At 68.6% G+C, this 21,925-nt stretch carries 21 protein-coding genes and 1 tRNA gene; 11 read left to right on the forward strand and 11 right to left on the reverse strand.

Annotated elements, in window-relative coordinates; translation table 11 throughout:
* Window positions 1-99 precede the first annotated feature (99 nt).
* Window positions 100-184: transfer RNA gene (locus QO015_RS03585), tRNA-Leu, on the reverse strand.
* Between the two features lie 144 nt (window positions 185-328).
* Here QO015_RS03585 and lipB point away from each other — a divergent pair.
* Window positions 329-1,057, forward strand: coding sequence for a lipoyl(octanoyl) transferase LipB (lipB, locus tag QO015_RS03590; protein WP_266281427.1), 729 nt, complete (start codon window positions 329-331; stop codon window positions 1,055-1,057).
* A gap of 11 nt (window positions 1,058-1,068) precedes the next feature.
* Here lipB and QO015_RS03595 read toward each other — a convergent pair whose 3' ends face one another.
* On the reverse strand, window positions 1,069-1,350 hold the full coding sequence (locus tag QO015_RS03595) for an acylphosphatase (RefSeq protein WP_266281426.1): 282 nt from the start codon (window positions 1,348-1,350) through the stop codon (window positions 1,069-1,071).
* Window positions 1,347-2,018, reverse strand: a complete 672-nt coding sequence (locus tag QO015_RS03600; RefSeq protein WP_266281425.1) for an HAD family hydrolase — start codon at window positions 2,016-2,018, stop codon at window positions 1,347-1,349. The genes QO015_RS03595 and QO015_RS03600 overlap by 4 nt, the downstream gene beginning before the upstream one ends.
* A gap of 224 nt (window positions 2,019-2,242) precedes the next feature.
* On the opposite strand from QO015_RS03600, the gene QO015_RS03605 reads away from it, so the two are divergent.
* Window positions 2,243-3,400 (forward strand): ceramide glucosyltransferase, encoded by a 1,158-nt coding sequence (locus QO015_RS03605; RefSeq protein WP_266281424.1) that lies wholly within the window; start codon window positions 2,243-2,245, stop codon window positions 3,398-3,400.
* A 12-nt stretch (window positions 3,401-3,412) separates the two neighbouring features.
* Here the strand turns inward: QO015_RS03605 and QO015_RS03610 are convergent, their stop codons facing one another.
* On the reverse strand, window positions 3,413-5,416 hold the full coding sequence (locus QO015_RS03610) for an acetyl-CoA carboxylase biotin carboxylase subunit (RefSeq protein WP_266281422.1): 2,004 nt from the start codon (window positions 5,414-5,416) through the stop codon (window positions 3,413-3,415).
* A gap of 218 nt (window positions 5,417-5,634) precedes the next feature.
* Here QO015_RS03610 and QO015_RS03615 point away from each other — a divergent pair, with 218 nt between their 5' ends.
* The 5 genes from QO015_RS03615 to folK all read left to right on the forward strand — a co-directional run bounded on the left by QO015_RS03615 (window position 5,635) and on the right by folK (window position 8,885).
* Complete coding sequence (locus tag QO015_RS03615) at window positions 5,635-6,474, forward strand: alpha/beta fold hydrolase (protein ID WP_266281420.1); 840 nt, start codon at window positions 5,635-5,637, stop codon at window positions 6,472-6,474.
* Between the two features lie 76 nt (window positions 6,475-6,550).
* Window positions 6,551-7,147: a short chain dehydrogenase gene (locus tag QO015_RS03620; protein WP_266281418.1), complete on the forward strand. Its 597-nt coding sequence runs from the start codon at window positions 6,551-6,553 to the stop codon at window positions 7,145-7,147.
* A 4-nt stretch (window positions 7,148-7,151) separates the two neighbouring features.
* Window positions 7,152-8,024: a dihydropteroate synthase gene (folP, locus tag QO015_RS03625; protein ID WP_266281417.1), complete on the forward strand. Its 873-nt coding sequence runs from the start codon at window positions 7,152-7,154 to the stop codon at window positions 8,022-8,024.
* Window positions 8,021-8,392 (forward strand): dihydroneopterin aldolase, encoded by a 372-nt coding sequence (folB, locus tag QO015_RS03630; RefSeq protein WP_266281416.1) that lies wholly within the window; start codon window positions 8,021-8,023, stop codon window positions 8,390-8,392. Before folP ends, folB begins: the two co-directional genes overlap by 4 nt.
* Window positions 8,385-8,885, forward strand: coding sequence for a 2-amino-4-hydroxy-6-hydroxymethyldihydropteridine diphosphokinase (gene folK, locus QO015_RS03635; protein ID WP_266281415.1), 501 nt, complete (start codon window positions 8,385-8,387; stop codon window positions 8,883-8,885). The genes folB and folK overlap by 8 nt, the downstream gene beginning before the upstream one ends.
* Before the next feature lie 197 nt (window positions 8,886-9,082).
* Here the strand turns inward: folK and QO015_RS03640 are convergent, their stop codons facing one another.
* Window positions 9,083-10,615: an acyl-CoA carboxylase subunit beta gene (locus QO015_RS03640; RefSeq protein ID WP_266281414.1), complete on the reverse strand. Its 1,533-nt coding sequence runs from the start codon at window positions 10,613-10,615 to the stop codon at window positions 9,083-9,085.
* 211 nt (window positions 10,616-10,826) lie between these two features.
* Here QO015_RS03640 and QO015_RS03645 point away from each other — a divergent pair, with 211 nt between their 5' ends.
* Complete coding sequence (locus QO015_RS03645; protein ID WP_266281413.1) at window positions 10,827-11,237, forward strand: hypothetical protein; 411 nt, start codon at window positions 10,827-10,829, stop codon at window positions 11,235-11,237.
* 19 nt (window positions 11,238-11,256) lie between these two features.
* On the opposite strand, the gene QO015_RS03650 is transcribed toward QO015_RS03645, so the two are convergent.
* The 3 genes from QO015_RS03650 to crcB are packed head-to-tail and all read right to left on the reverse strand — an operon-like array spanning window position 11,257 to window position 13,447.
* Window positions 11,257-12,030 (reverse strand): ATP12 family chaperone protein, encoded by a 774-nt coding sequence (locus QO015_RS03650; protein WP_266281411.1) that lies wholly within the window; start codon window positions 12,028-12,030, stop codon window positions 11,257-11,259.
* Window positions 12,023-13,027, reverse strand: coding sequence for an RluA family pseudouridine synthase (locus QO015_RS03655; RefSeq protein WP_266281410.1), 1,005 nt, complete (start codon window positions 13,025-13,027; stop codon window positions 12,023-12,025). Before QO015_RS03655 ends, QO015_RS03650 begins: the two co-directional genes overlap by 8 nt.
* Window positions 13,028-13,060: 33 nt before the next feature.
* On the reverse strand, window positions 13,061-13,447 hold the full coding sequence (crcB, locus tag QO015_RS03660) for a fluoride efflux transporter CrcB (RefSeq protein WP_266281409.1): 387 nt from the start codon (window positions 13,445-13,447) through the stop codon (window positions 13,061-13,063).
* 233 nt (window positions 13,448-13,680) lie between these two features.
* On the opposite strand from crcB, the gene QO015_RS03665 reads away from it, so the two are divergent.
* Together QO015_RS03665 and QO015_RS03670 are read left to right on the forward strand one after the other, a co-directional pair.
* On the forward strand, window positions 13,681-14,835 hold the full coding sequence (locus tag QO015_RS03665; protein ID WP_266281408.1) for an aq_1923 C-terminal domain: 1,155 nt from the start codon (window positions 13,681-13,683) through the stop codon (window positions 14,833-14,835).
* A gap of 79 nt (window positions 14,836-14,914) precedes the next feature.
* Window positions 14,915-16,909, forward strand: a complete 1,995-nt coding sequence (locus QO015_RS03670) for an aq_1923 C-terminal domain (RefSeq protein ID WP_266281407.1) — start codon at window positions 14,915-14,917, stop codon at window positions 16,907-16,909.
* Between the two features lie 69 nt (window positions 16,910-16,978).
* On the opposite strand, the gene QO015_RS03675 is transcribed toward QO015_RS03670, so the two are convergent.
* Window positions 16,979-17,617: an FMN-dependent NADH-azoreductase gene (locus QO015_RS03675; protein WP_266281406.1), complete on the reverse strand. Its 639-nt coding sequence runs from the start codon at window positions 17,615-17,617 to the stop codon at window positions 16,979-16,981.
* Window positions 17,618-17,771: 154 nt separating this feature from the next.
* On the opposite strand from QO015_RS03675, the gene QO015_RS03680 reads away from it, so the two are divergent.
* Entirely contained in the window at window positions 17,772-18,353 is a 582-nt protein-coding gene (locus tag QO015_RS03680; protein WP_266281405.1) for a TetR/AcrR family transcriptional regulator, read from the forward strand.
* Here the strand turns inward: QO015_RS03680 and cydC are convergent.
* On the reverse strand, window positions 18,350-20,002 hold the full coding sequence (gene cydC / locus QO015_RS03685; protein WP_266281404.1) for a thiol reductant ABC exporter subunit CydC: 1,653 nt from the start codon (window positions 20,000-20,002) through the stop codon (window positions 18,350-18,352). The two genes, QO015_RS03680 and cydC, sit on opposite strands and share 4 nt — an antisense overlap.
* Window positions 19,999-21,777 carry a thiol reductant ABC exporter subunit CydD gene (gene cydD / locus QO015_RS03690; RefSeq protein ID WP_266281403.1) on the reverse strand — a complete coding sequence of 593 codons (1,779 nt, stop codon included), beginning with the start codon at window positions 21,775-21,777 and terminating at the stop codon, window positions 19,999-20,001. The genes cydC and cydD overlap by 4 nt, the downstream gene beginning before the upstream one ends.
* Between the last annotated feature and the right edge of the window lie 148 nt (window positions 21,778-21,925).

Consider the following 21,925-nt stretch of genomic DNA (forward strand, 5'->3'; position numbering starts at 1 on the left):
GCGAGCGCGGCAACCGGTCGCTGCCGCCATCGTGAGGGAAGGCCGAAAACGGAAACGGCGGCCCGAGGGCCGCCGCTTTCGTGAGGATTTGTCGGGTTCTGGTGCGGTTGAGAAGACTCGAACTTCCACGCCTTGCGGCACAGCGACCTCAACGCTGCGCGTCTACCAATTCCGCCACAACCGCGGAACCCGAGCCGGCGAACCGGCGCGGCGAGGATTTAGCAAATGCCCCGGTCGGATACAAGCGGGCATTCTCGCTTGCCGGCATGGAGAGCCGAGCCTGTGGATCAATCGCGAAATCCGCCTCGGTCTCGACTATATAGGCGGCATGGACGCCACCACCGACCGCCTGCCCACCTCGCGCGACACGCTCGATATCGCGCTCATGCCGCGCGCCGGCAGCCCGCCGGTCGAATGGGTGATCGCGGACGAACCTGTCGACTATCCTGATGCCATCGCCGAGATGGAACGGCGCGCCGCGCTGATCGCCGCCGGCGAAGCCAATGAACGCGTCTGGCTCGTCGAACATCCGCCGCTCTACACGGCCGGAACGAGTGCGAAACCCGAGGATCTCGTGGCGCCGGCGCGCTTTCCCGTCTTCGAGACGGGACGCGGCGGGCAATACACCTATCACGGGCCCGGGCAGCGCGTGGCCTATGTGATGCTCGACCTGTCGCGGCGGCGCCAGGATCTCCGCCTCTTCGTCGCCGCGCTCGAGGGCTGGATCATCGCGACGCTTGCCGGCTTCAACGTCCGCGGCGAGCGTCGCGACGACCGGGTCGGTGTCTGGGTGCGGCAGCCGGATCGCGGGATCGGCGCCGAATCGAAGATCGCCGCGATCGGCATCCGCGTCCGCCGCTGGGTGACGTTCCACGGCATCTCGCTGAATGTGGATCCGGACCTCGGCCATTTCGACGGCATCGTACCCTGCGGCGTCCGCGAGCACGGCGTCACCAGCCTCGCCGATCTCGGTCACATCGTGTCCATGACCGAGGTCGATTCGGTTCTTCGGGCCGAATTCGAGCGGCTGTTCGGGCCGACGGTCAGCGGCTTCTAGACGACGCGCCCTCAGAGGCTCGGCGCGACGAGGAACGGGCCGTCCTGCGCTTCCGCCTCGCCGAGAACCGTAACGGCGTCGACCACCGCATGGCGCGGACCACGCCGGCAGGTCTCGATCATCTGCTCGACCACCTCGGCCTCGCCCGAGAACACAGCCTCGACGCTGCCGTCGCGCCGGTTGCGCACCCAGCCCGAGAGGCCGAGGGATACCGCCTGCTCTTCGACGAAGGCGCGATAACCGACGCCCTGCACGCGGCCTGTGATGCTGACATGCAGGCTGGCGCGACTCATTGAGCCAGCCCGAGCTCCGAGAGAACGGCGTCGGCGAGAGCCGGCACGTCCGGGACGATCCGGTCCGGCGGGGTTTCGGCGAATTCCTCGGCCGTGCCATAACCCCAGCCGACGGCGATGGCCCGAAGGTGGTTGCGGCGCGCGCCGGAGATATCGTGACGCCGGTCGCCGATCATCACGCAGCGCGTGGCGTCGATCGCTTCGCTCGCGAGCACATGGGCGATGAGATCACCCTTGTCGACGCGGGTGCCGTCGAGTTCGGAGCCGTGCACAGTCGTGAAGAACGAGCCGAGTCCGAAATGCTCGATGATGCGCTCGCAGAAGACGCGGGGCTTGGAACTCGCGACAAAGAGCTGGATGCCGTTCATCTTGAGCGTCGCCAGCGCTTCCGGAATGCCGTCGAAGACCTTGTTTTCATAGAGGCCGACCGGCGCGTAGCGCTCGCGGTAATGCGCAAGCGCCTCCTTGGCGAGGATCGCGTCGCCGCCGAGCATGGCCGCGAAGCTCGCCTCGAGCGGCGGGCCGATCGCGGCGCGCAGCGTCGCTTCGTCGACCGGCGGGCGCCCCAACCGCTCGATCGCGTAGAGAATCGATCCGCTGATGCCGGGATAGGGGTCGGTCAGCGTGCCGTCGAGATCGAAAAGAGCCGTCGGTCCGGTGGTCGTCATGATACCTTGTCCCAGCGTCGGCGCGGCATTCCCGCGCCTTTGCGGGCGGGGTCTTGCACGGGTGGCAACCTCCCGTCTAGTTATTCGTTGTCGTCATCAGGCCGTTACCAGGTTCAGTCACCACCTTTGAGCCGGGGTCCGGGCCACACGGCGGCCGGTACGGGGATTCGCCACAAAATGAAGTGTGCCTTGCAGATTGCCCGCCTTAGCTTCCGCGAGACCGCATGATGGACGCCGAACTCGAGCTCCTGCTGGTCCTGCTCGGCGCTGCCTTCTGCATCGTCACGGCCGCCGTCCATTTCATTTCCATCCTGATCGTCACGGTCCGCGGCCGCTTCGCCGTAGGGCGCATTCCGGCCAAGCTGCCGGCCCATCCGCCGGTCTCGATCCTCAGGCCGCTCTGCGGCCTCGAGAACGCTATCGAGGAGACCATCCGCTCGGCCTATACGATCGACTATCCGGAATTCGAGATCGTCTACTGCGTCGCGAGCGAGAAGGACCCGGTCATCCCGCTGGCAAGGCGGATCATGGCCGAGCATCCCGAGGTGCCGTCGCGCCTCCTCGTCGGTGACGATCGGATCAGCATCAATCCGAAGCTCAACAATCTGGTGAAGGGCTGGAAGGCGGCGCGCCATGACTGGATCGTCATGGCCGACAGCAATGTGCTGATGCCGCCGGACTATCTGCTGCGCCTGCTGGATCGCTGGGTGCCCGGCACGGGCCTCGTCTGCTCGCCGCCGCTCGGCGATGCGCCGGATGGGGCTTTCGGCGAGATCGAATGCGCCTTCCTCAATACCTTCCAGGCCCGCTGGCAGCTTTTCTCGGACGCGATCGGCAACGGGTTCGCGCAGGGCAAGTCTATGCTCTGGCGGCGCGAGAATCTCGATCGCCACGGCTCGATCGAGGCCCTCGCAGCCGATCCTGCCGAGGACGCCGCCTCGACCAAGGTGATCCGCCGGGCCGGGCTCGACGTCCATCTCGTCCACCTGCCCTTCCCGCAGCCGATCGGCCGGCGGACGCTGAAGGCGGTCTGGAGCCGGCAGCTGCGCTGGGCGCGGCTGCGCCGCGTCACGTTCCCCGTCTTCTTCTGCGCCGAACTTGTGGTCGGCGGCCTGTTCCCGATCATCGTCGCGGCGGCGCTCGCCACCGCCGGAACGATCCCGTTCTGGGTGGTCGCCGCCTATGCCGTCGCCTGGTACGGCGCCGAGGTGCTGATGGCGATCGGCCTCGGCTGGCGCGCCGGCATTCGTCCGACGCTGGCGCTGATCGCGCGCGACCTCTCGCTGCCCGTGCTGTGGTTCGCCGCCGTGTCGGGCAGCGGCTTCGAATGGCGCGGCAACCAGATGAACGTCAAGGAAGACAGCCTCGCCGCGGCCGACTGACCGGTCATCCGGTCAGGCGAAAGTCATGATCTCCGCGTCGACCGGCAGGCTGTCGCCGACCTTGGCCTTGATGACATCCACGACCAGATCGCGCTCGGCGCGCAGGATGTTCTCCATCTTCATCGCCTCGACGATAGCCAGCGTCTCGCCCGCCTTCACCGATTGACCCGGCTCGACGGCGATCGAGACGACGAGCCCCGGCATCGGGCAGAGCAGCGCCTTGGCGCTGTCGGAGACGCGCTTTTCCGGCATCAGCGCATCGAGCGCCGCCACCCGCGGGCTCATGACGCGGGCGAGAAGGTCGGCGCCGCGATGGACGAGGCGCCAGTCCGGGCCGATGCGCTGGACCTGCACCACCGCCGGCGTGCCGTCGATGGAGCCGCGCCAGACGCGCTGGCCGGGCGACCAATGGCCCTTGACCGAGATGAGCCGTCCCGCCTCGGTCTCGATTTCGGTGACCCCGGCCTCGCGGCTGAGAATCCGAAGCTTGCGCAGGCCGCCCGCGATCTTCACGGCGAAGGCGTCCGCCGCAGGCGCGGCGCCGGGCCGCAGCCGTCCCGGCAGCCCGGCGAGACGGGTCGTCGCGGCGCGTTCGCAGGTGAGCGCGAGCGCCGCGAGACCCTCGAGCGCGGTGTCGTCGGGCGTCACGCCCGCGAAACCGCCGGGAAATTCGTCGGCGATGAAGGCGGTGGAGAGAGCACCGGCCCGCCAGCGCGGATGCGCCATGAGCGCCGCGAGGAACGGCACGTTGTGGCGGATGCCGTCGAGCTCGAAGCCGTCCAGCGCATCCGCCATCGCGTCGATCGCGGCCTCGCGCGTCGGCGCATGCGTCACGAGCTTGGCGATCATCGGATCGTAGTGGATGGCGATCTCCGATCCTTCGACGACGCCGGTATCGTTGCGCACGGTGACGTCGCGATGCGTGCCCTCGGCCGGCGGGCGATAGCGCGTCAGCCGCCCGATCGAGGGCATGAAGTCGCGATAGGGATCCTCGGCATAGATGCGGCTCTCGATCGCCCAGCCCTTCAGCTTGACGTCGTCCTGCCCGAAGCGCAGCGGCTCGCCGGCGGCGACACGGATCATCTCCTCGACGAGATCGAGACCGGTGACGAGCTCGGTCACCGGATGCTCGACCTGCAGTCGGGTATTCATCTCGAGGAAGAAGAAGCTGCGATCCTGGCCGGCGACGAACTCGACCGTGCCGACCGAGTCATAGCCGACGGCGCGGGCAAGGGCCGCGGCCTGCTCGCCCATCGCGCGGCGCGTTTCCGGATCGAGCAGCGGCGAAGGCGCCTCCTCGATGACCTTCTGGTTGCGGCGCTGGATGGAACATTCGCGCTCGCCGAGCCACACGACATGGCCATGCTTGTCGGCGATGAGCTGGATCTCGATGTGGCGAGGATCGGTGATGAACTTCTCGACGAAGACGCGATCGTCTCCGAAGGACGACCGGGCCTCCGAGGTGGCGAGGCGGAAGCCCTCGCGCACCGCCGCTTCGTCGCGGGCGATGCGCATGCCCTTGCCGCCGCCGCCGGCCGAAGCCTTGATCATGACCGGAAAGCCGATCTGGCGCGCGATCGCCACGGCCTCCTCGGCATCGGCGATGACGCCGAGATGGCCGGGGACCGTCGAGACATGCGCCGCGGCGGCGACGCGCTTCGATTCGATCTTGTCGCCCATCGCCGCCATGGCGCGCGGATTGGGACCGATGAAAGCGATGCCGGCCGCCTCCAGCGCCTCGGGAAAGGCGGGCCGCTCGGAGAGGAAACCGTAGCCAGGATGCACCGCCTCGGCGCCGGCCTGCCGCGCGGCCTCAACGATGCGGTCGATGACGAGGTAGGATTGCGAGGCCGGCGCCGGGCCGATCGCCACCGCCTCGTCGGCCATCTCGACATGCAGCGCGTCGCGATCCGCCTCGGAATAGACCGCGACCGTGGCGATGCCCATCCGCCGCGCGGTCCTGATCACCCGGCAGGCGATCTCGCCACGATTTGCGATCAGGATCTTGCCGAACATTCCGTTTCCCCCGGCCGTGTCCGCTAGCCGGCACGCTTTTCCCTTTCTAGGGCGGCGCCGAAGCGGCCGCAATCGTCGCCCGCAAGCCGGGCCGGGCCGTGCTTCAGCGAGTGGAGAGATCGTGATTCGCGCCGGACGCACGATTTGCTAGAAAGCGGGTGATCGGCGGCTCTGTGGTGGGGCAGCGCAGCGCCGGCTGTGGTGGAGTTAACCCCGTCATGCGTCCCGTCCGCGCACTTCTCGTTCCCCTCGTCGCCATGGCGCTCTGCACGGTTCCGATGGCGGAACTCGGCTATGTCGGTGCCATGCCAGCCGCGCCACAGTCCCTGCTGCCGCATCCGGACCATGCCGGCTTCGCCAATGTGAACGGGGTCCGGATCTGGTACGGCATCTACAATCCGAAGGGTCGCGACACGGTCATCCTGCTGCATGGCGGCCTCGGCAGCTCGGTCGACTGGCGCTATCAGATTCCGGTCCTCAGGCCCGATCACCGCGTCGTCGTCGTCGATAGCCGCGGCCAGGGTCGGAGCACGCGATCCGGCCAGGCGATCTCCTATGACCTGATGATGGCCGACGTGATCGCGCTGATGGATCACCTCAAGATCCGGAAGGCCGCCTTCGCCGGCTGGAGCGACGGCGGCATCATCGGCCTCGACATCGCCATCCATCACCCCGATCGCATCACCCGCCTGTTCACCTATGGCGCCAATTTCAACCCCGACGGCCTGATCCCGAGTTCCGCCCCCACCTTGCTTTCCGAGATCAAGGTCGATGTCGCGAGCCTCGTCGACGACCACGAGGCGACGGTTCGCGACGTGACGGCGATGTGGAACGAGGAGCCGGATTTCACGCCCGAACAGCTCGGCAGCATCCGCGTTCCGACCATGATCGCCGATGGCGCGCTCGAAGAAGCGATCAAGCCGGAGCACACGCGCGAGCTCGCCCGGCTCATTCCCGGAGCCGAGCTGGCGATCCTGCCGGATGTCGGCCATTCCGGCCTCCTCGAGGACCCGGCGGCGTTCAACCGGTTGTTGACCGGCTTTCTGGACGGTTCCTGATCGACCCGCCGTCCGCTAAGGAATGACCTGAGGGACGGAGGTTTCCGTCCCCTGGCCCAAGCTTCGGAGATTGCGCGTGAAGATCCTTCTCGTCGGCGCCTCGGGCGTCCTCGGCACGGCCGTCGCGGCTGAACTCGGCACCCGCCACGAGATCATCCGCGCCGGACGGAGCGGTGCCGACATCGCGCTCGACATCACCGACGCCGATTCGATCCGCGCGGCCTTCGCGAAGCTCGGAACCGTGGATGCCGTGGTGTCGACGGCCGGCAAGGTGAAGTTCGCGCCGCTCGCCACGATGGGCGCCGAGGACTACGGCATCGGCATCGCCGACAAGCTGATGGGCCAGGTCAATCTCGTGCTGATCGGCCGGCCGCATCTCTCCGAACGGGGCTCCTTCACGCTGACGAGCGGCGTGCTGTCGCATGATCCGATCGTCGCCGGCAGTTCGGCCTCGATGGTCAACGGCGCCATCGACAGCTTCGTGCGCGCCGCCGCCATCGAGCTCGCGCCGCAGCGGATCAACGCCGTCAGCCCGGGCGTGCTCACCGAATCCATGGAAGGCTACGGTCCGTTCTTCCGCGGCCACGAGCCCGTCCCGGCCGCGCGCGCCGCCCTCGCCTTCTCGAAGAGCGTCGAGGGCGCCCTGACGGGGCAGGTCTTCCCGGTTCTCTGACAGGATGGATCGCTCCCGACCCCCGCTCCTGCTCGACCGACGCGGCACCGGCCGCACGCTCGTGATGGGCGTCCTCAACGTCACCCCCGACAGCTTCTCCGACGGCGGCGACCATCTCGCCGTCGCCGAGGCTGTCGCGGCGGCGCGACGCATGGCCGCCGAGGGCGCCGACATCATCGATATCGGCGGCGAATCGACCCGCCCCGGCGCGGTCGCGATCGATGCCGAGACCGAGTTGCAGCGCATCATGCCGGTGATCGCGGAACTCGCGGCGAGTGGCGGGCCGCCGCTCTCGATCGATACCTACAAGGCGAGCGTCGCCGATGCCGCGCTGCGGGCCGGCGTCCGGATCGTCAACGACGTGACGGGGCTCCGGCGCGATCCCGCCATTGCCGGCGCCACGGCGGCCCATGACGCCGTCATCGTCATCGGCCACTGGGAATGGGAGCTGACCTACGGCCCCGGCGCCATCATGGACGGCATGCTGCGCTTCTTCGACCGCGCCATCGGGACCGCCCGCGCGGCCGGCGTCGCCGACGAGCGCATCGTGATCGATCCCGGCCTCGGCTTCGGCAAGGATGCCGCGGAGAATCTGGCGATCCTGGCTGACCTGCCGCGGCTTGTCGCGCTCGGCCATCCGGTGCTGGTCGGCGCCTCGCGCAAGCGCTTCATCGGCAACCTGACCGGCCGCGAGCCGCGCGAGCGGCTGCTCGGAACGCTCGGCGCGCATCTGGTCGCGGCGGCCAGGGGCGCCTCGATCGTCCGCGCCCATGACGTCGCGCCGCATCGCGAGGCGCTGGCGGTGGCCGATGCCATTCTTGCCATCCCGGCCGCATCGAGGGCGGAGACGCCCGAGCGGGACATGGCCACACAATGACCGACCGCATCCTGATCAGCGACCTGCGCTTCTTCGCCTTCCACGGCCTCCTGCCCGAGGAGGAGGTGCTCGGCCAGCGCTTTCGCATCGACCTGTCCTGCGAGGTTGACCTTCGGGAAGCCGGCATCTCCGACGACATGTCGAAATCGGTGCATTACGGCCAGTTGATCGCGGCCGTCGAACGCGTCGTCACCGGGCGCCGCTTCGGCCTCATCGAGGCGCTCGCCGAAGCGATCGCGACGGAGATCTTCGATACCTTTTCTCGCGTCGAGGCCGTCGCCCTGACGGTCACGAAGCCGGAAGCGCCGGTGCAGGTTGCGACCGGTACCGTCGCCATTTCCATCGAGCGGAGGCGACGTCTTGGTTGACGCCTATCTCGGGCTCGGCAGCAATCTCGGTGACCGCGAGACGATGCTGCGCTCCGCGGTCGCGGCGCTTTCGGAATCGGCCGGCGTCACGGTGACCGCGATCTCGCCGGTCTACGAGACGCCGCCCTGGGGGCCTGTCCCGCAGGGGCCTTACCTCAATGCCTGCGTCGCGATCGCAACAAGTCTCTCGCCGCGGGCGCTTCTCGATCTCTGCCTCGCCATCGAGCGCCGCCACGGACGCGAGCGGTCGGTCCGCTGGGGGCCGCGCACCCTCGATATCGATATCCTCGACTATGGCGGGATGCAGATCAACGAGCCGGGCCTCGCTTTGCCGCATCCGCGACTGGCGGAACGCGCCTTCGTGCTCGTGCCGCTCGCCGACATCGCGCCGGACCTCGTGATCGAGGGCCGAACCGTCGCCGCCTCGCGGGCCGCGATCGACGCCGGCGGCGTCACGGCGCGGCCGGACATCAGCCTCGCCGGCCCGGTCTGACGCGGGCGAGGATCAAGAGCCCGACGGGCATCACCGACGGCGAACATGACGAGGGCATCGAGCGCAACCACGCCGAGGTGCTGCAATCGGCCTTGGACAAGGCGCTTCGCGAGCAGCAGGCTGTTGACCGCAGACATGAAGCTCGCGGCCATGGCACGCCGCCTGGTACTGCGGTTCAGGCTCGTTCTCGCCCAGCGTCAGAGCGGAATGTTGTCGTGCTTCTTCCAGGGGTTTTCGAGCGCCTTGCCGCGCAGGAGGCGCAGAGCGCCTGCGATGCGGCGGCGGGTCGAATGCGGCATGATCACCTCGTCGATATAGCCGCGCTCGGCGGCGACGAAGGGTGAGAGGAAACGGTCCTCATATTCCTTCGTGCGCGCCGCCAGCGCTTCGGCATCGCCGTTCGAGGCGCGGAAGATGATCTCGACCGCGCCCTTGGCGCCCATGACGGCGATCTGCGCCGAGGGCCAGGCATAGTTGATGTCGCCGCGCAGATGCTTCGACGCCATCACGTCGTAGGCGCCGCCATAGGCCTTGCGCGTGATCACCGTGATCTTCGGAACCGTCGCCTCGCCATAGGCGAAGAGCAGCTTGGCGCCGTGCTTGATGAGGCCGCCATATTCCTGCGCCGTGCCGGGCAGGAAGCCGGGCACGTCGACGAAGGTGACGATCGGGATCGAGAAGGCGTCGCAGAAGCGCACGAAGCGGGCGGCCTTGCGGGACGCGTCGCTGTCGAGGACGCCGGCAAGCACCATGGGCTGGTTGGCGACGATGCCGACGGTGCGGCCCTCGATGCGGCCGAAGCCGGTGACGATGTTGCGGGCGAAGGCTTCCTGGATCTCGAAGAAGTCGGCCTCGTCCACGACCTTCAGGATCAGTTCCTTGATGTCGTAGGGCTTGTTCGGATTGTCGGGAACGAGCGTATCGAGCGACATCTCGATCCTGTCGGCCGGGTCCGCGCTCTCGATCTCCGGGAGCGCCGCGCGGTTGTTCATCGGCAGGAGGTCAACGAGCCGGCGCATCGCCATGAGCGCCTCGACGTCGTTGTCATAGGCGCCATCCGCGATTGAGGAGCGCGTCGTATGCACACTGGCGCCGCCCAGTTCCTCGGCCGTCACGGTCTCGTTGGTCACCGTCTTCACGACATCCGGCCCGGTGACGAACATGTAGCTCGAATGGCGGACCATGAAGATGAAGTCGGTCATGGCCGGCGAATAGACGTCGCCGCCGGCGCAGGGGCCGAGAATGACCGAGATCTGGGGAATGACGCCCGAGGCGAGCACATTGCGCTGGAACACTTCGCCATAGCCGCCGAGCGCCGCGACGCCCTCCTGGATGCGGGCGCCGCCGGCGTCGAAGAGGCCGATGATCGGCGCGCCGTTCTTCAGCGCCATGTCCTGGATCTTGGTGATCTTCTCGGCATGCGCCTCGGAGAGGGAACCGCCGAACACGGTGAAATCCTTGGCGAAGACGAAGATCGGCCGGCCATTGACCGTGCCCCAGCCCGTGACGACGCCGTCGCCGGCGATCCGCGTCTTCTCCATGCCGAAATCGGTCGCGCGGTGCTGCACGAACATGTCGAACTCCTCGAAGGAGCCCTCGTCGAGCAGAACCTCGAGCCGTTCGCGCGCGGTCAGCTTCGATTTCGCATGCTGCGCGGCGATGCGCTTCTCGCCGCCGCCGAGCCGCGCCGCGGCACGCCGGACCTCGAGTTCCTCAAGGATATGCTTCATCGCCTCGCCCTCCCCCGCATGCCGGTCGCAGCCGAGTTATAGCGCCTCGCGCCGATGTTGAAACGGGGCGGGAGGCGATGCGGCCGGCGGCGCATGGCGCGACCAGCTGATCTTTCGGACTTTCACTCCGTCTGCAACACAACGGAAACCGATGCACGCTAGGCTTGTGCGCGGCGATGATTCCGTCGCCTGAAATTCAGGGAAGAGACCCATGACATCGCTTCGCCGGATCGTCCTCGTCGCCCTCCCGGCCGCGGCGCTCATCGCCGGCGCGGGCCTCGCCGCGGCCGAGCCGATCTCGGGCCAGTGGACCGGATCGTTCAAGCAGTCGAACGAGCCGGGCTCCTACGCCGTCGCCATCGATTTCGCGCGCGAGCCGGCCGCGATCGACTATGCCGACCAGTCCTGCGGCGGAACGCTGGAAAAGGTCGGCGAAAAGGGCGCGACGAGCTTCTATGTCGAGACGATCACCCGCGGCGGCGTCGATCCGGCGACCGGCCATGGCTGCCTCAACGGCAATGTCGTGCTCATGCGGACGGGCGACACGCTTCTGTGGGGCTGGATCGGCGAGCACAAGGGCCAGGCGTTCTCCGCCACCGCGATTCTCGCCCGCAAGCCCTGACGTCTCTGGCTGCGGCGCGTCAGCGGGCGGCGAGCACAAGCGCCGCCGCCTGCATCTCACGCCACCGCGCGGCGCGGCGCGCCGTGGCTTCGTCGTCCTCGCCCCAGAGGCTGATCTCGTAGTCCTCGTCGACATGCGCGGCCGCCCAGGCCTCGGAAGCGGTCAGGCGGCCATGCAGTACGGCGAGCGCCAGGATCGCCGAGCCGGTCAGCGTCGTGATGGTCGAGAGCGCAGCGAGCGCCAGCGGGTCCGGTTCACCCAGCGCCGCATCGACCGCTTCGATGGTTTCGGGGAACTGGGCGACATGCATCACGCCCTCGGCGAGGATGAAGCGGGCGCCGAAGCGCTCGTCCATCCAGTCGATCAGCGGCGTCCAGTGCTCCTCCTGCAGCGCCACCAGCCGTTCCGGGCCGTCGGCGCGGTAGCAGAGGAGATCGGTGCCGGCGAAATTGAGGATTTCGGCGCGCACCGCGGCCGGATCGCGCGCGACGCCGTCGATCGCCGAGTTGGCGAGGCGGGTGAGCGGCATGCCCGCCGGGTCGATCACGGCCTCCTGCGCGCGCCATTCCGCCGCGATCGCTTCGGCGACAGCCTCATTGGCGACGGCGAGGACGGCGCGGGCAGGCGTCTTCACCGGGCGGCCGTCGAGCCGGATGGCAAGGAGCCCGTCCTCGCCCGGCTCGGCCGTGACCTCTTTGTAGAAGCGCTTCGGCAGCTGGCGCGGTGCCTGCGCCGAGCGCATCGGATCGCGCGGCTCGTGGCCATCGGGGCCGATATCGAACAGATCACTCATTCTCGTCCGGCTCCGCCTCCCCGCCGAGATCGGTCTCGAAGCCGAGGAGATTCCAGCTCTGCAGCATATGCGGCGGCAATGGCGCCGTGACGTCGATCGTTCCGCCGGAAGGATGGGGAATGACGATGCGCCGGGCATGCAGATGCAGCTTGTTCTGCATCCCGCCGGGGAAGTTCCAGTTGGTGTCGGCCTCGAAGTATTTGGAATCGCCGATGATCGGGTGGCCGATATGGGCGGCGTGGGCGCGCAGCTGGTGCGTGCGGCCGGTGACGGGGCGCATGGTCAGCCAGGCGAGATTCTGACCGGCGACGTCGACGACCGAATAGAGCGAGACGGCGTGGCTGGCATCGTCGTCGCCATGGCGTGCGACCTTCATCTTCTCGCCCGAGGGGCCGCCGTCGCGCGCGAGCCAGGTCGAGACACGGCCCTGTGTCGGGCGGGGAACGCCCTTGACGAGCGCCCAGTAGATCTTGCGCGTCGTGCGGGCGCGGAAGCTCGCCGCGAGCTTGGAGGCGGCAAGGCGCGTGCGGGCGACGACGAGGACGCCGCTCGTTTCGCGGTCGAGGCGGTGGACGAGGCGCGGCTTCTGGCCCTTGGCGTCGCGCAGCGCCTCCAGCATCGCGTCGACATGCGTCGCGAGGCCCGAGCCGCCCTGGACCGCGAGGCCCCAGGGCTTGTTGAAGACGAAGACCTGGTCGTCCTGATAGAGGCACATCTCCATCAGCTGGTCGGCGACGCCGCCGCGCGCGCCGGCCGGACGCGCGACATGCGGGCTGCCGCCGGCCTCGTCGACGCCGAGCGGCGGGATGCGGATCGTCTGGCCAGGGTTGATCCGGTCGTTCGTCTTGGCGCGCGCGCCGTCGACCCGGACCTGGCCCGAGCGGAGCAGCTTCTGGAGATGGCCGAACGAGAGGCCGGGATAATGTTGCTTGAACCAGCGGTCGAGGCGCATATCGGCCTCGTCCGGCTGGACGGTCTTGGTGACGACGGTCGCCATCGGCGGGAGTCCTTCTTTCGAAGGCGCCTCATATCATCCGATGAGCGCCCTGACGAGCGCGAGACCAGCGCCGAGCGCCGCAAGCGAGATGACGAAGGAGGCGAGGACATAGATCGCCGCCTGCCCGGCCGCGCCGCGCTCCCAGAGATAGACGGCGTCGAGCGAGAAGGTTGAGAAGGTCGTGTAGCCGCCGAGAACGCCCGTCGTCAGGAAAAGCCGCCACTCCGGCGGGCCTGAGGCGGCGCCCTTGATGACGAACCAGGCCGCGGCCATGCCCATCACGAAGGATCCCGTGATGTTGATGGCGAGCGTCGCCCAGGGAAAATCGAGCCCGAGCAGCTTGCCGCCGCCGACGGTGATGCCGTAGCGCAGGACGCCGCCGAGGCCGGCGCCGCAGAAGATGGCGAAGATCGCGAGCATGGGATCCGTCCGGGGATGACGCGCAGCGGACAATGATAAGGGGGCGGCGCCCAAAGCAAAGAGCGCCGGGCGCGACCGATCGCCATCCGCTCGCCTTGCAACGCACGCGCTATGACGGCGTTCACCGCTTGGCCGTGGCGTTCTTGCTCTCGCCACGAACTTCATTACAGAATGCCGCCGACTGCGTATCCGGCAGGTTGCCGATGCCAAGAAACCGTTCCCTGGAGGACAAGATGAAAGTTTCGTTTGCTGGCCGCTCCGCCGTGTCCGGCCTGGCGGTGCTCTCGGCGCTGCTGATGTCGAGCGCGGCTTTCGCCGCCTCGGACGCCAAGAAGGTCGCCGACGACATCGTCGCCGTCGTGCAGGCGCGCGGCGACGGCCAGGCGAGCTACGGCTCGGCCACCGCCAATGGCGATGTCGTGACAGTCAGCGACTTCAAGATCCTCTCGAAGAAGAACGGCGAGGTCACCATCCCCGCCATCGTCGTCACCAATCCGGCCGACCGCCAGCCGGGCGGCTTCACGGCGACGTCGATCGCCTTTGACGGCGGCAAGCTGCTCAAGGGCGACAACACGCTCAACTGGACGACCGGCCTCTCCAACGACGCCGTGGTACCGACCCCGGCCGAGCTCGCCGGCGACGTCAAGCTGACGCCGTTCTCGCATTTCGAGATCGCCGGCATCTCGGCGACGAACAAGAAGGACCAGCCGGAGCCGGTCAAGGTCGACAAGGTCTCGATCGACCTCACCAATGTCGTGAACGGCCAGCCGGGCGACGTGAAGTTCTCCGTCGCCGGCGTGTCGGTGCCGCAGGCGGTGATCGCGACCGAACCGCAGGCCAAGGCGACGCTCGACCAGCTCGGCTATCAGAGCCTCCTGCTCAACTTCAATGTCGGCGCCTCCTATGACGACGCCAAGCAGTCGCTCTCGATCAATGAGGTCGAGGTCGACGGCAAGGACATGGGCAAGCTGACGATCACCGGCTCGTTCGGCGGCCTGCCGCGCGACAAGCTGCAGAGCCAGGACGACATGAGCGCGCTGGCTTCGACGGCGACGCTCGAGAACGCGACGATCCGCTTCGAGGACGCCGGCATCGCCAACAAGGTGCTGGAGATGCAGGCAAAGTCGATGGGCACCACTCGTGACAGCCTCGCCATGATGCTGCCGGCCGCGCTGCCGCTCGGCTTCAGCCAGCTCAACATCAACGACCCCGCCTTCCAGCAGAAGGTCGTCGATGCGGTGACCGCCTTCCTCAAGGACCCGAAGAGCTTCACAGTCATGCTGAAGCCCGCGCAGCCGGTGCTGATCCAGTCCATCGGCCAGTCGGCGATGTCCGCGCCGTCCTCGATCCCGGGCCTGCTCGGCATCGACGTCCAGGCCAATAACTGAGCCCTGACGACGGACGCCCCGGCCAATGCCGGGGCGTCCTCCCCGCCCCGATCCGTCCTTCCGATCCAGGAGCGCCGCCATGGCCCGCCGGAGCACGCAGACCCGTCTCCTCGTTCTCGGCTTTTCGGCCGCATTCGTCGTCGCGGCCGCTCCCGCGATGGCCGAGGAGCCCGTCGAGACCGCGATCCGCGGCTGGGTCACGAGCATCGACGCCTCGCCCAACTGGGTAGCCGGCTACGAGTCGCTCACCTATGACGACGCATCGCGGACCGCGACGCTGAAAAACCTCACCATCCGCAGCGAGACGCTCTCGACCAAGATTGAGATCGCGTTCGGCCAGGTGGCGGTCACGGGCTATGGCCAGACGCCGGATGGCGGCTTCACGGCGGTCTCCGTGACGACCAGCGACAGCCGTGCCGTGTTCGGCGCCTTCGCCGATGTGAAGCTTGGCCCGATCACCGCCGACACGGTGACGGTCCCGAGCTTCACCGGCTTCGTCTTCGATCCGGCGCGGCCCTTCACCGCCATGATCAAGGCCTATGCGATCGCCGCCCAGACGACGATCGCGTCGCTCAAGATCGACAGCCTCGATTCCACCACCACCTTCGAGAACCAGACGACCAACGCCTCCTATGGCAGCTTCACGCTGACGGGGATGCAGAAGGGCATGATCGACCACGTCGTCGCCGGTCCCTTCACACAGGAGACGCCGAGCCCCGACGGGCTCGTCAACATGCGGGCCGACAAGCTCGAAGCCTTCAAGATGGACCTGAACGCGATCATCGACGTGTTCGACCCGGATCGCTACCAGGGCGGGGTCGGCGACGGTCGCTGGCGCAATGCGCTGGCGCTCGAGAAATATACCAACCTCTCCTTCGAGATCCCCGGCGGCAAGACGCGCTTCGGCAGCATCGAGCTGGAGAACCTGAAGGTCCGCCAGCCGCCGGCGAGCTTCGCCGCCTTCTTCGACGACATGCTCGCTCATCCCGAGATGTCCGAGAAGGAACTCGGCCAGAAGGCGCTCGATGCGATCCCGAATGTCTTCTACGCCTTCGGCTGGGACGCGTTCCGCTTTGTCGATCTCGACGTGACCGCGCCGGGCGTCGACCGCTTCCATCTCGGCGATTTCCACATCAACGACTATTCCAGCGACGGCATCGGCGAGATCGGCATCGCGGATCTCGACGTCGCCTCGGACAAGACCTCGGTCGGCGCCGAGCGGGCGGCGATGGGCGGCTTCAAGTTCCCCTCGCTCCAGGCGATCGTAGCGGCCGTGCGGGCCGAGGAAGCAGGCGTCGAGTCGGATCCGCTGCCGCTGATCCCGACGATGGGATATGCCGAGGCGGTCAATGTCTCCGTCGTCCAGGACGGCAAGACGGTCGGCGCCATCGATCGCGGCCGCGTCGATCTCGGCAATTATATCGGCCCGGTGCCGACGCAGGTCTCGGTTGACTTCCGCAATCTGGTCGTCGACCAGTCGCTGATCGACGATGCCCGCGCCCGCGCCATGTTCGCCGAGCTCGGCTACCAGCAGGTGCAGGCGAACTATGGCTTCAAGCTCAACTGGCGCGAGGCGGACCAGAGCCTGACGCTCAGCGATTTCCGGTTCGACATCAAGGATTTCGGCTCGATCGCCGCCGAGGCGGTGCTCACGGGCCTCACGCGCCAGGCGCTGGAGAACCCGAAGGGCCTCGAGGCCGCGCTGCCGAGCCTCCTGTTCCAGGGCGGCAAGGCCGTGGTCAAGGATGGATCGATCATCGACCGTGCCATCGCGATGGAGGCCAAGAAGAAGGGCCAGACGCCGGAGAAATATCGCGAGGATCTCGCCGGCGCGATGCCGCTCACGCTGATGCTCGTGCTCAAGAATCCCGGCTTCCAGGAGAAGCTTGCGCCGGCACTGCAGGCCTTCATCCGCACGCCCGGCACGATGACGCTGACCGCGACGCCGGCGACGCCGGTTCCGCTCACCAGGATCATCGCGGCCGCCGAAGCCGATCCGCGCTCGCTGCCCGATCTGCTGTCGATCGACGTCAAGACGACGACCCCGGCCGCGCCGGCAGCGCCGCAGCCGTAACACCGCTCAGACGCAAGAAGGGCGCCGCGACCATCCGGTCCGGTGCCCTTTTCTTTTTCGCGTCGGCCGTCAGGCGGCGGCGCGTCTCCCGACAAGGGCCCGCGCGGTGGCGCCGGCCTTCTCGGCCGCCTCGGCCACGCCCTGCTCGGCGCGCTCCGGACCCATCGCCTGGCCCTCGACCTGGATGATCTCGACATCGGTCATGCCGAGGAAACCGAGGATGAAGCGGATCCAGGGCTGCTGATAGTCGTGCGGCTTCATCGGTCCGTCGGAATAGATGCCGCCCTTGGCCTCGACGACCACCACGCGCTTGCCGGTCACGAGGCCCTCGGGGCCGTTCGCGCCATAGCGGAAGGTCTTGCCGGCGCGGGCGATGAAGTCGAACCAGGCCTTCAGCTGCGAGGTGACGGTGAAGTTGATCATGGCCGAAGCGATGACGATGACGTCGGCGGCCTGGATCTCGGCGACCAGTTCGTCCGAAAGGGCGAGGAGCTTGGTCTGCTCGGGGGTATGCGTCTCGGCCGGCGCGAAGACGGCGCCGAGATAGGCTTCGTCGACATGCGGCAGCGGATGACGGGCGAGGTCGCGGCGTGTGACGGTGGCCGAAGGGTCCTCGGCACGGATGCCGGCGACGAGCTGCTCGGCGACCTTGGTCGACTGCGAGGCGGCGCCGCGCGGGCTCGACGAAACGAAAAGGATATTGGTCATGGCGGTTCCCTTCACTATCTTGGTGGGCACACCCGACCAAGATCGGTACTGTTCGGTAACATGCGTAAATGTTACCGGCGGGTAACAGGATTTCAAGCCCGTGGACACGCCTGATCGTGAACAGCCTGTTCACCGCTCTCCCCCAGGGGAGCGCGTGCCGCCGCGCCAGCGCATCCTCGATGCGGCGCGGACGCTGTTCTTCCGCCACGGCATCCAGGGCGTCGGCGTCGAGGCGATCGCCGAGGCGGCCGGCACCAACAAAATGACGCTCTACCGGCATTTCGAATCGAAGGAGTTGCTGGTGGCGGAATATCTCCGCGCGCTGGCGGCGGAGAATGTCCGCGTCTGGGACGATCTCGAAGCTGCGCATCCCGGCGATCCGCTGGCGCAGATCAGGGCCTGGCTGCATTCCGTAGGCGGCCACGGAGAGGGAATCGATCACAGCGGCTGCGCGATGATGAGCGCCGCCATCCAGATCGCCGATCCCGAGCATCCGGGGCGCAAGGCCGTCGAGGCGGCCCAGCGTACCCATCGGGAGAGGCTGGTCGCGCTCTGTCGTTCAGCGGAGCTGCGCGATCCGGAGCTTCTGGCCGACCAGCTCTTCCTGCTCGTCGAAGGCTCGCGCGCCGCCTATCGGAGTGTTGGTCCGGACGGCCCCGGCTCCAGCCTCTGCCGCCTCGCCGGGCCGCTCATCTCCGCACACCAGCAGCCGGCTGCGGCTTCGCCTGTCGTCTAGGCCGGCACCAGGCGTCCCCGCTCGAGTCGCAGCACGCGTTCGACCGCAGCGCGATCGACGGCGGCGTGCGTCGCGAGAATCAGCGTCCGCCCTTCGGCGGCGGTCAGGAGATCGCCGAGGAACTCGGTTTCCGTCTCGGCGTCGAGGCCGGCGGTCGGTTCGTCGAGCAGGATGACCCGCGCCGGCGATAGAAGGGTGCGCGCAAGGCAGAGCCGCCGCGCCTGCCCGGCCGAGAGCGTCGCGCCGGCCTCGCCGAGCCAGGTGTCGAGCCCGTTCGGCAGCGACCGGACGAAGGCATCGAGCCGGGCATTGCCCAGCGCCGCATGCAGCGTGGCATCATCGGCGAAGGGCGACCCGATCCTGAGATTGTCGCGCACGGTGCCGATGAAGACGGGCGCATCCTGCGTCAGCAGTGCGATATGGGCGCGGAGGTCGGCGAGCGTCGCATCGCGAATGTCGATCCCGCCATATCGAATGGCGCCGGACGTGACGTCGTCGAGGCGCATGATCAGGGAGAGAAGCGTCGACTTGCCGGAGCCGCTGGTCCCGATCAGTGCGATCCGCTCGCCGGGCCCTGCCGTAAGGCTCACATCCGCGAGGACCGCGCGGCCGTTGTCATAGGCATAGCCGACCGTCTCGATCTCCAGCGTCCCGACGCCCGGCAGCCGCGCCGGAGCCACCGGATCGCGCACCGAGGGGGCCGCCGAGACGAGCGCCTCCACCCGCCGGCCGGCGGCCAAGGCGCTACCGAGCCGGGCAGCACCGCGCAGGATCGGGCCCGTCACTTCGAAAAGCGCCAGGATCGCGAGCAGGATGCCGGCGAGCACGGGCCCCGCGAGCCGCCCCTCTTCGACCGCCGCGAGGCCGAGCCAGAGGGTGCCGGCCATCGTCAGTCCGGCGCCGAGCTGGGCGAGCGCCGGGCCGAGCGCAATGCGGCGCGCTTCGGCGAGCTTCGCTTGGCGGAGCACAGCCGCCGCCTCGCTGAAGCGCTTCTCGCCGCTCGCCAGCGCGCCCAGCGCCGCGAGATCGAGATGGCCGTCCATGCCGTCGAGCGCGGCGATCCTGAGATCGGCCGACGCCTTGACCGTCGCGGTGCCGACCGCCCGGCCGGTGGCGACCAGCACCAGCGGCACGGCCAGCGCCGTGGCCGCGAAGCCGGCGAGCCCGATCGGCAAGGCCTCGGGCAGCGTGAGCGCAAGCAGCAGCGCGAGCCCGCCCGCGCCGGCCAGCGCCGTCATCAGCGGCAGCAGCGCCTGCAACAGGACGAGATCGAGCTGTTCGATATCGGATGTGAGGCGGGCGACGAAGTCTCCGGTGCGGCTGGACACGCCCTTCAGCGGCACCAGCGGGATGAGCCGCCCGAAGACGGCGGCGCGCAGATCCGAAAGCAGCGACAGCGTCGCGGCGTGGCCGGTTATCCGCTCGCCATAGCGCGCCCCGATGCGCAGGAAGGAGAAACCGCGCACCAGCGCCGACGGCGCGAAGAGCTCGAAGGTCGCGCCCGCCGCTCCCGCGAGCGCGGCGCCGGTCAGGAACCATCCGGAGACGCCGAGGAGCCCGATTCCCGCCGCCAATGTCAGGATCGAGAGGAAGAGCGCCAGCGAAAACGCCCCCAGCCGCTTGCGGACCAGCGAGAAGAGCAGCCTCATGTCCGCTCTCCCTGTTCGCGCAGCTTTTCCCGGGCCGCAGCCGGCCGGTGAGGAACCGGCAGCAACCGGCCACCGGCGATGCGGTAGATGCGGTCCATGCGCCGGGCAACGGCCTGCGAGTGCGTCGCCACGATCAGCGTCCGCCCTTCGGAAAAGGCGAGGATCGCATCGACGATCCGCGCCTCGGTGTCCGCGTCGAGATGGGCGGTCGGCTCGTCGAGCAGAACCAGGCCGGGATCGGTGAGGAAGAGGCGCGCCAGCGCGACGCGGTGCGCCTCGCCGCCGGAAATGCCCCTGCCCCGCTCGCCGACCGGCGTCGCCAGCCCCTCGCCGCGATCGGCGAACTCCATGACGAGGGCGGCGCGCGCCGCCGCCTCGACCGCCGCCTCGTCGGCGCCGCGCCGCGCCAGGCGGATATTGTCGGCGATGGAGCCGTGAAAAAGACGCGGCCGCTGCGGGATGAGGACGACGCGCGAGCGCAGCTCCTCCTCGCCGATCTCCGGAAGCGGCACGCCGCCGATCGCGATCCCGCCCTCGGCCGCGCGAAGCCGCGCGATCGCCTCGACCAGCGTCGACTTGCCGATGCCGCTCGGCCCCAGCAGCGCGACGCTCGTGCCGGGCGGGATGTCGAGCGTCACCTCGCGAAGCACCGTGCCCCGCCCCGGCGCATCGACGCCGACACCGGCGAGCGTGACCGCGAGCGGCCCCTGCGGCAGCGCCTGCCCGGAGCGTGCCGGCGCGATATCGGCGTCGGTGCCGGGCAGGCCGATCACCGAGGCGATGTCGGCGACCGCCGCCTTGGCGGCCGCGCGGTCGTGATAATGCGCGGCCAGCGTCCGGAGCGGCATATAGACGTCCGGCGCCATCAGCAGGCAGAAGAGACCCGCCTGCAGGGAGAGCGGCGCGCCGCGCAGGTCGATATAGCCGAGATAGGTGAGGCCGACATAGAGCGCGACGCCGGCGACGCCGATGGCGGCGAAGAACTCCAGCACGGCCGAGGACAGGAAGGCGATCCTGAGCACGCCGAGCGTGCGCGCCGCCACATCGTCGCTCGCCGCGCGGACTCGGGCCACCTCGTCCTCGGCCCGGCCGAAGAGCTTCAGCACGACGATTCCGCGCAGCCGGTCGGCGAAGAGGCCAGAAAGCCGCGTGAAGGCGGTGAGATGGCGGCGGCTCGCCGCCTCGGCGCCCCATCCGACCAGCGCCATGAAGGCCGGAATGAGCGGCGCGGTCACGAAGAAGAGCACGCCGATGACGAGGTCGATCGGCATCAGGCCGATAGCGAAGGCGAGCGGGAGGATCGCCGCCGCGATCATCGCCGGCATGAAACGGGCGAAATAGCCGTCGAGCGCCTCCACCGAATCGACCAGTTGCGCGGCGATGACGCCGGAACTCTTGTCGCGGAACCATTCAGGCGAGCGGCGGACGAGCGAGGCCTGCAGCGCGCCGCGGATGGCGTGCTTCGCATCCTCGGAGGCTCGGGCCCCTGCCCGCTCGCCGACATAGGCGAGCAGAGCGCGCGCGGCGACGATGGCGACCAGAAGCGCGGCGAGACCGGCCTGCTCCGCGCGTGGCACGTTTCCCGCGAGCGCCCGGTCGATCAGCACAGCGAGCACATAGGCCTGCGCGACCGTGAAGACGCCGGCGACCAGCGGAACGGCGATGGCGATCCTGAGCCAGGCGCCGCCGGCCCGCTTCTGCGCCTTGAGCCACGCGCCGCTTTCCGCGCCGGCCAGCGGCGAAGGGCGTGTGGGATTGTGCTCGATCGTGCTCATGACCATCCCGCTTCGAGGCAAGGATGCGTTTTCGGCCGCAGTTGTGCAACGCGGCCGCTGCGCACAGCCCTCGGTGACCGTGCCAACTGAACAGCCGACGAGACTCGGGCTATGCTCCCGGCCACGCCGGGCGAGCGCAGCGGCGAGG

Origin of the sequence: Kaistia geumhonensis (genome assembly GCF_030815145.1) — a bacterium.
GTDB classification, from domain to species: Bacteria; Pseudomonadota; Alphaproteobacteria; order Rhizobiales; family Kaistiaceae; genus Kaistia; species Kaistia geumhonensis.

Excerpts from the sequence above, each read along its gene's own strand:
- lipB (WP_266281427.1), top strand. The coding sequence starts at position 329 with ATGGACGCCACCACCGACCGCCTGCCCACCTCGCGCGACACGCTCGAT.
- QO015_RS03595 (WP_266281426.1), bottom strand. The coding sequence starts at position 1,350 with ATGAGTCGCGCCAGCCTGCATGTCAGCATCACAGGCCGCGTGCAGGGC.
- QO015_RS03600 (WP_266281425.1), bottom strand. The coding sequence starts at position 2,018 with ATGACGACCACCGGACCGACGGCTCTTTTCGATCTCGACGGCACGCTG.
- QO015_RS03605 (WP_266281424.1), top strand. The coding sequence starts at position 2,243 with ATGATGGACGCCGAACTCGAGCTCCTGCTGGTCCTGCTCGGCGCTGCC.
- QO015_RS03610 (WP_266281422.1), bottom strand. The coding sequence starts at position 5,416 with ATGTTCGGCAAGATCCTGATCGCAAATCGTGGCGAGATCGCCTGCCGG.
- QO015_RS03615 (WP_266281420.1), top strand. The coding sequence starts at position 5,635 with ATGCGTCCCGTCCGCGCACTTCTCGTTCCCCTCGTCGCCATGGCGCTC.
- folP (WP_266281417.1), top strand. The coding sequence starts at position 7,152 with ATGGATCGCTCCCGACCCCCGCTCCTGCTCGACCGACGCGGCACCGGC.
- folB (WP_266281416.1), top strand. The coding sequence starts at position 8,021 with ATGACCGACCGCATCCTGATCAGCGACCTGCGCTTCTTCGCCTTCCAC.
- QO015_RS03640 (WP_266281414.1), bottom strand. The coding sequence starts at position 10,615 with ATGAAGCATATCCTTGAGGAACTCGAGGTCCGGCGTGCCGCGGCGCGG.
- QO015_RS03645 (WP_266281413.1), top strand. The coding sequence starts at position 10,827 with ATGACATCGCTTCGCCGGATCGTCCTCGTCGCCCTCCCGGCCGCGGCG.
- QO015_RS03650 (WP_266281411.1), bottom strand. The coding sequence starts at position 12,030 with ATGAGTGATCTGTTCGATATCGGCCCCGATGGCCACGAGCCGCGCGAT.
- QO015_RS03655 (WP_266281410.1), bottom strand. The coding sequence starts at position 13,027 with ATGGCGACCGTCGTCACCAAGACCGTCCAGCCGGACGAGGCCGATATG.
- crcB (WP_266281409.1), bottom strand. The coding sequence starts at position 13,447 with ATGCTCGCGATCTTCGCCATCTTCTGCGGCGCCGGCCTCGGCGGCGTC.
- QO015_RS03665 (WP_266281408.1), top strand. The coding sequence starts at position 13,681 with ATGAAAGTTTCGTTTGCTGGCCGCTCCGCCGTGTCCGGCCTGGCGGTG.
- QO015_RS03670 (WP_266281407.1), top strand. The coding sequence starts at position 14,915 with ATGGCCCGCCGGAGCACGCAGACCCGTCTCCTCGTTCTCGGCTTTTCG.
- QO015_RS03675 (WP_266281406.1), bottom strand. The coding sequence starts at position 17,617 with ATGACCAATATCCTTTTCGTTTCGTCGAGCCCGCGCGGCGCCGCCTCG.
- cydC (WP_266281404.1), bottom strand. The coding sequence starts at position 20,002 with ATGAGGCTGCTCTTCTCGCTGGTCCGCAAGCGGCTGGGGGCGTTTTCG.
- cydD (WP_266281403.1), bottom strand. The coding sequence starts at position 21,777 with ATGAGCACGATCGAGCACAATCCCACACGCCCTTCGCCGCTGGCCGGC.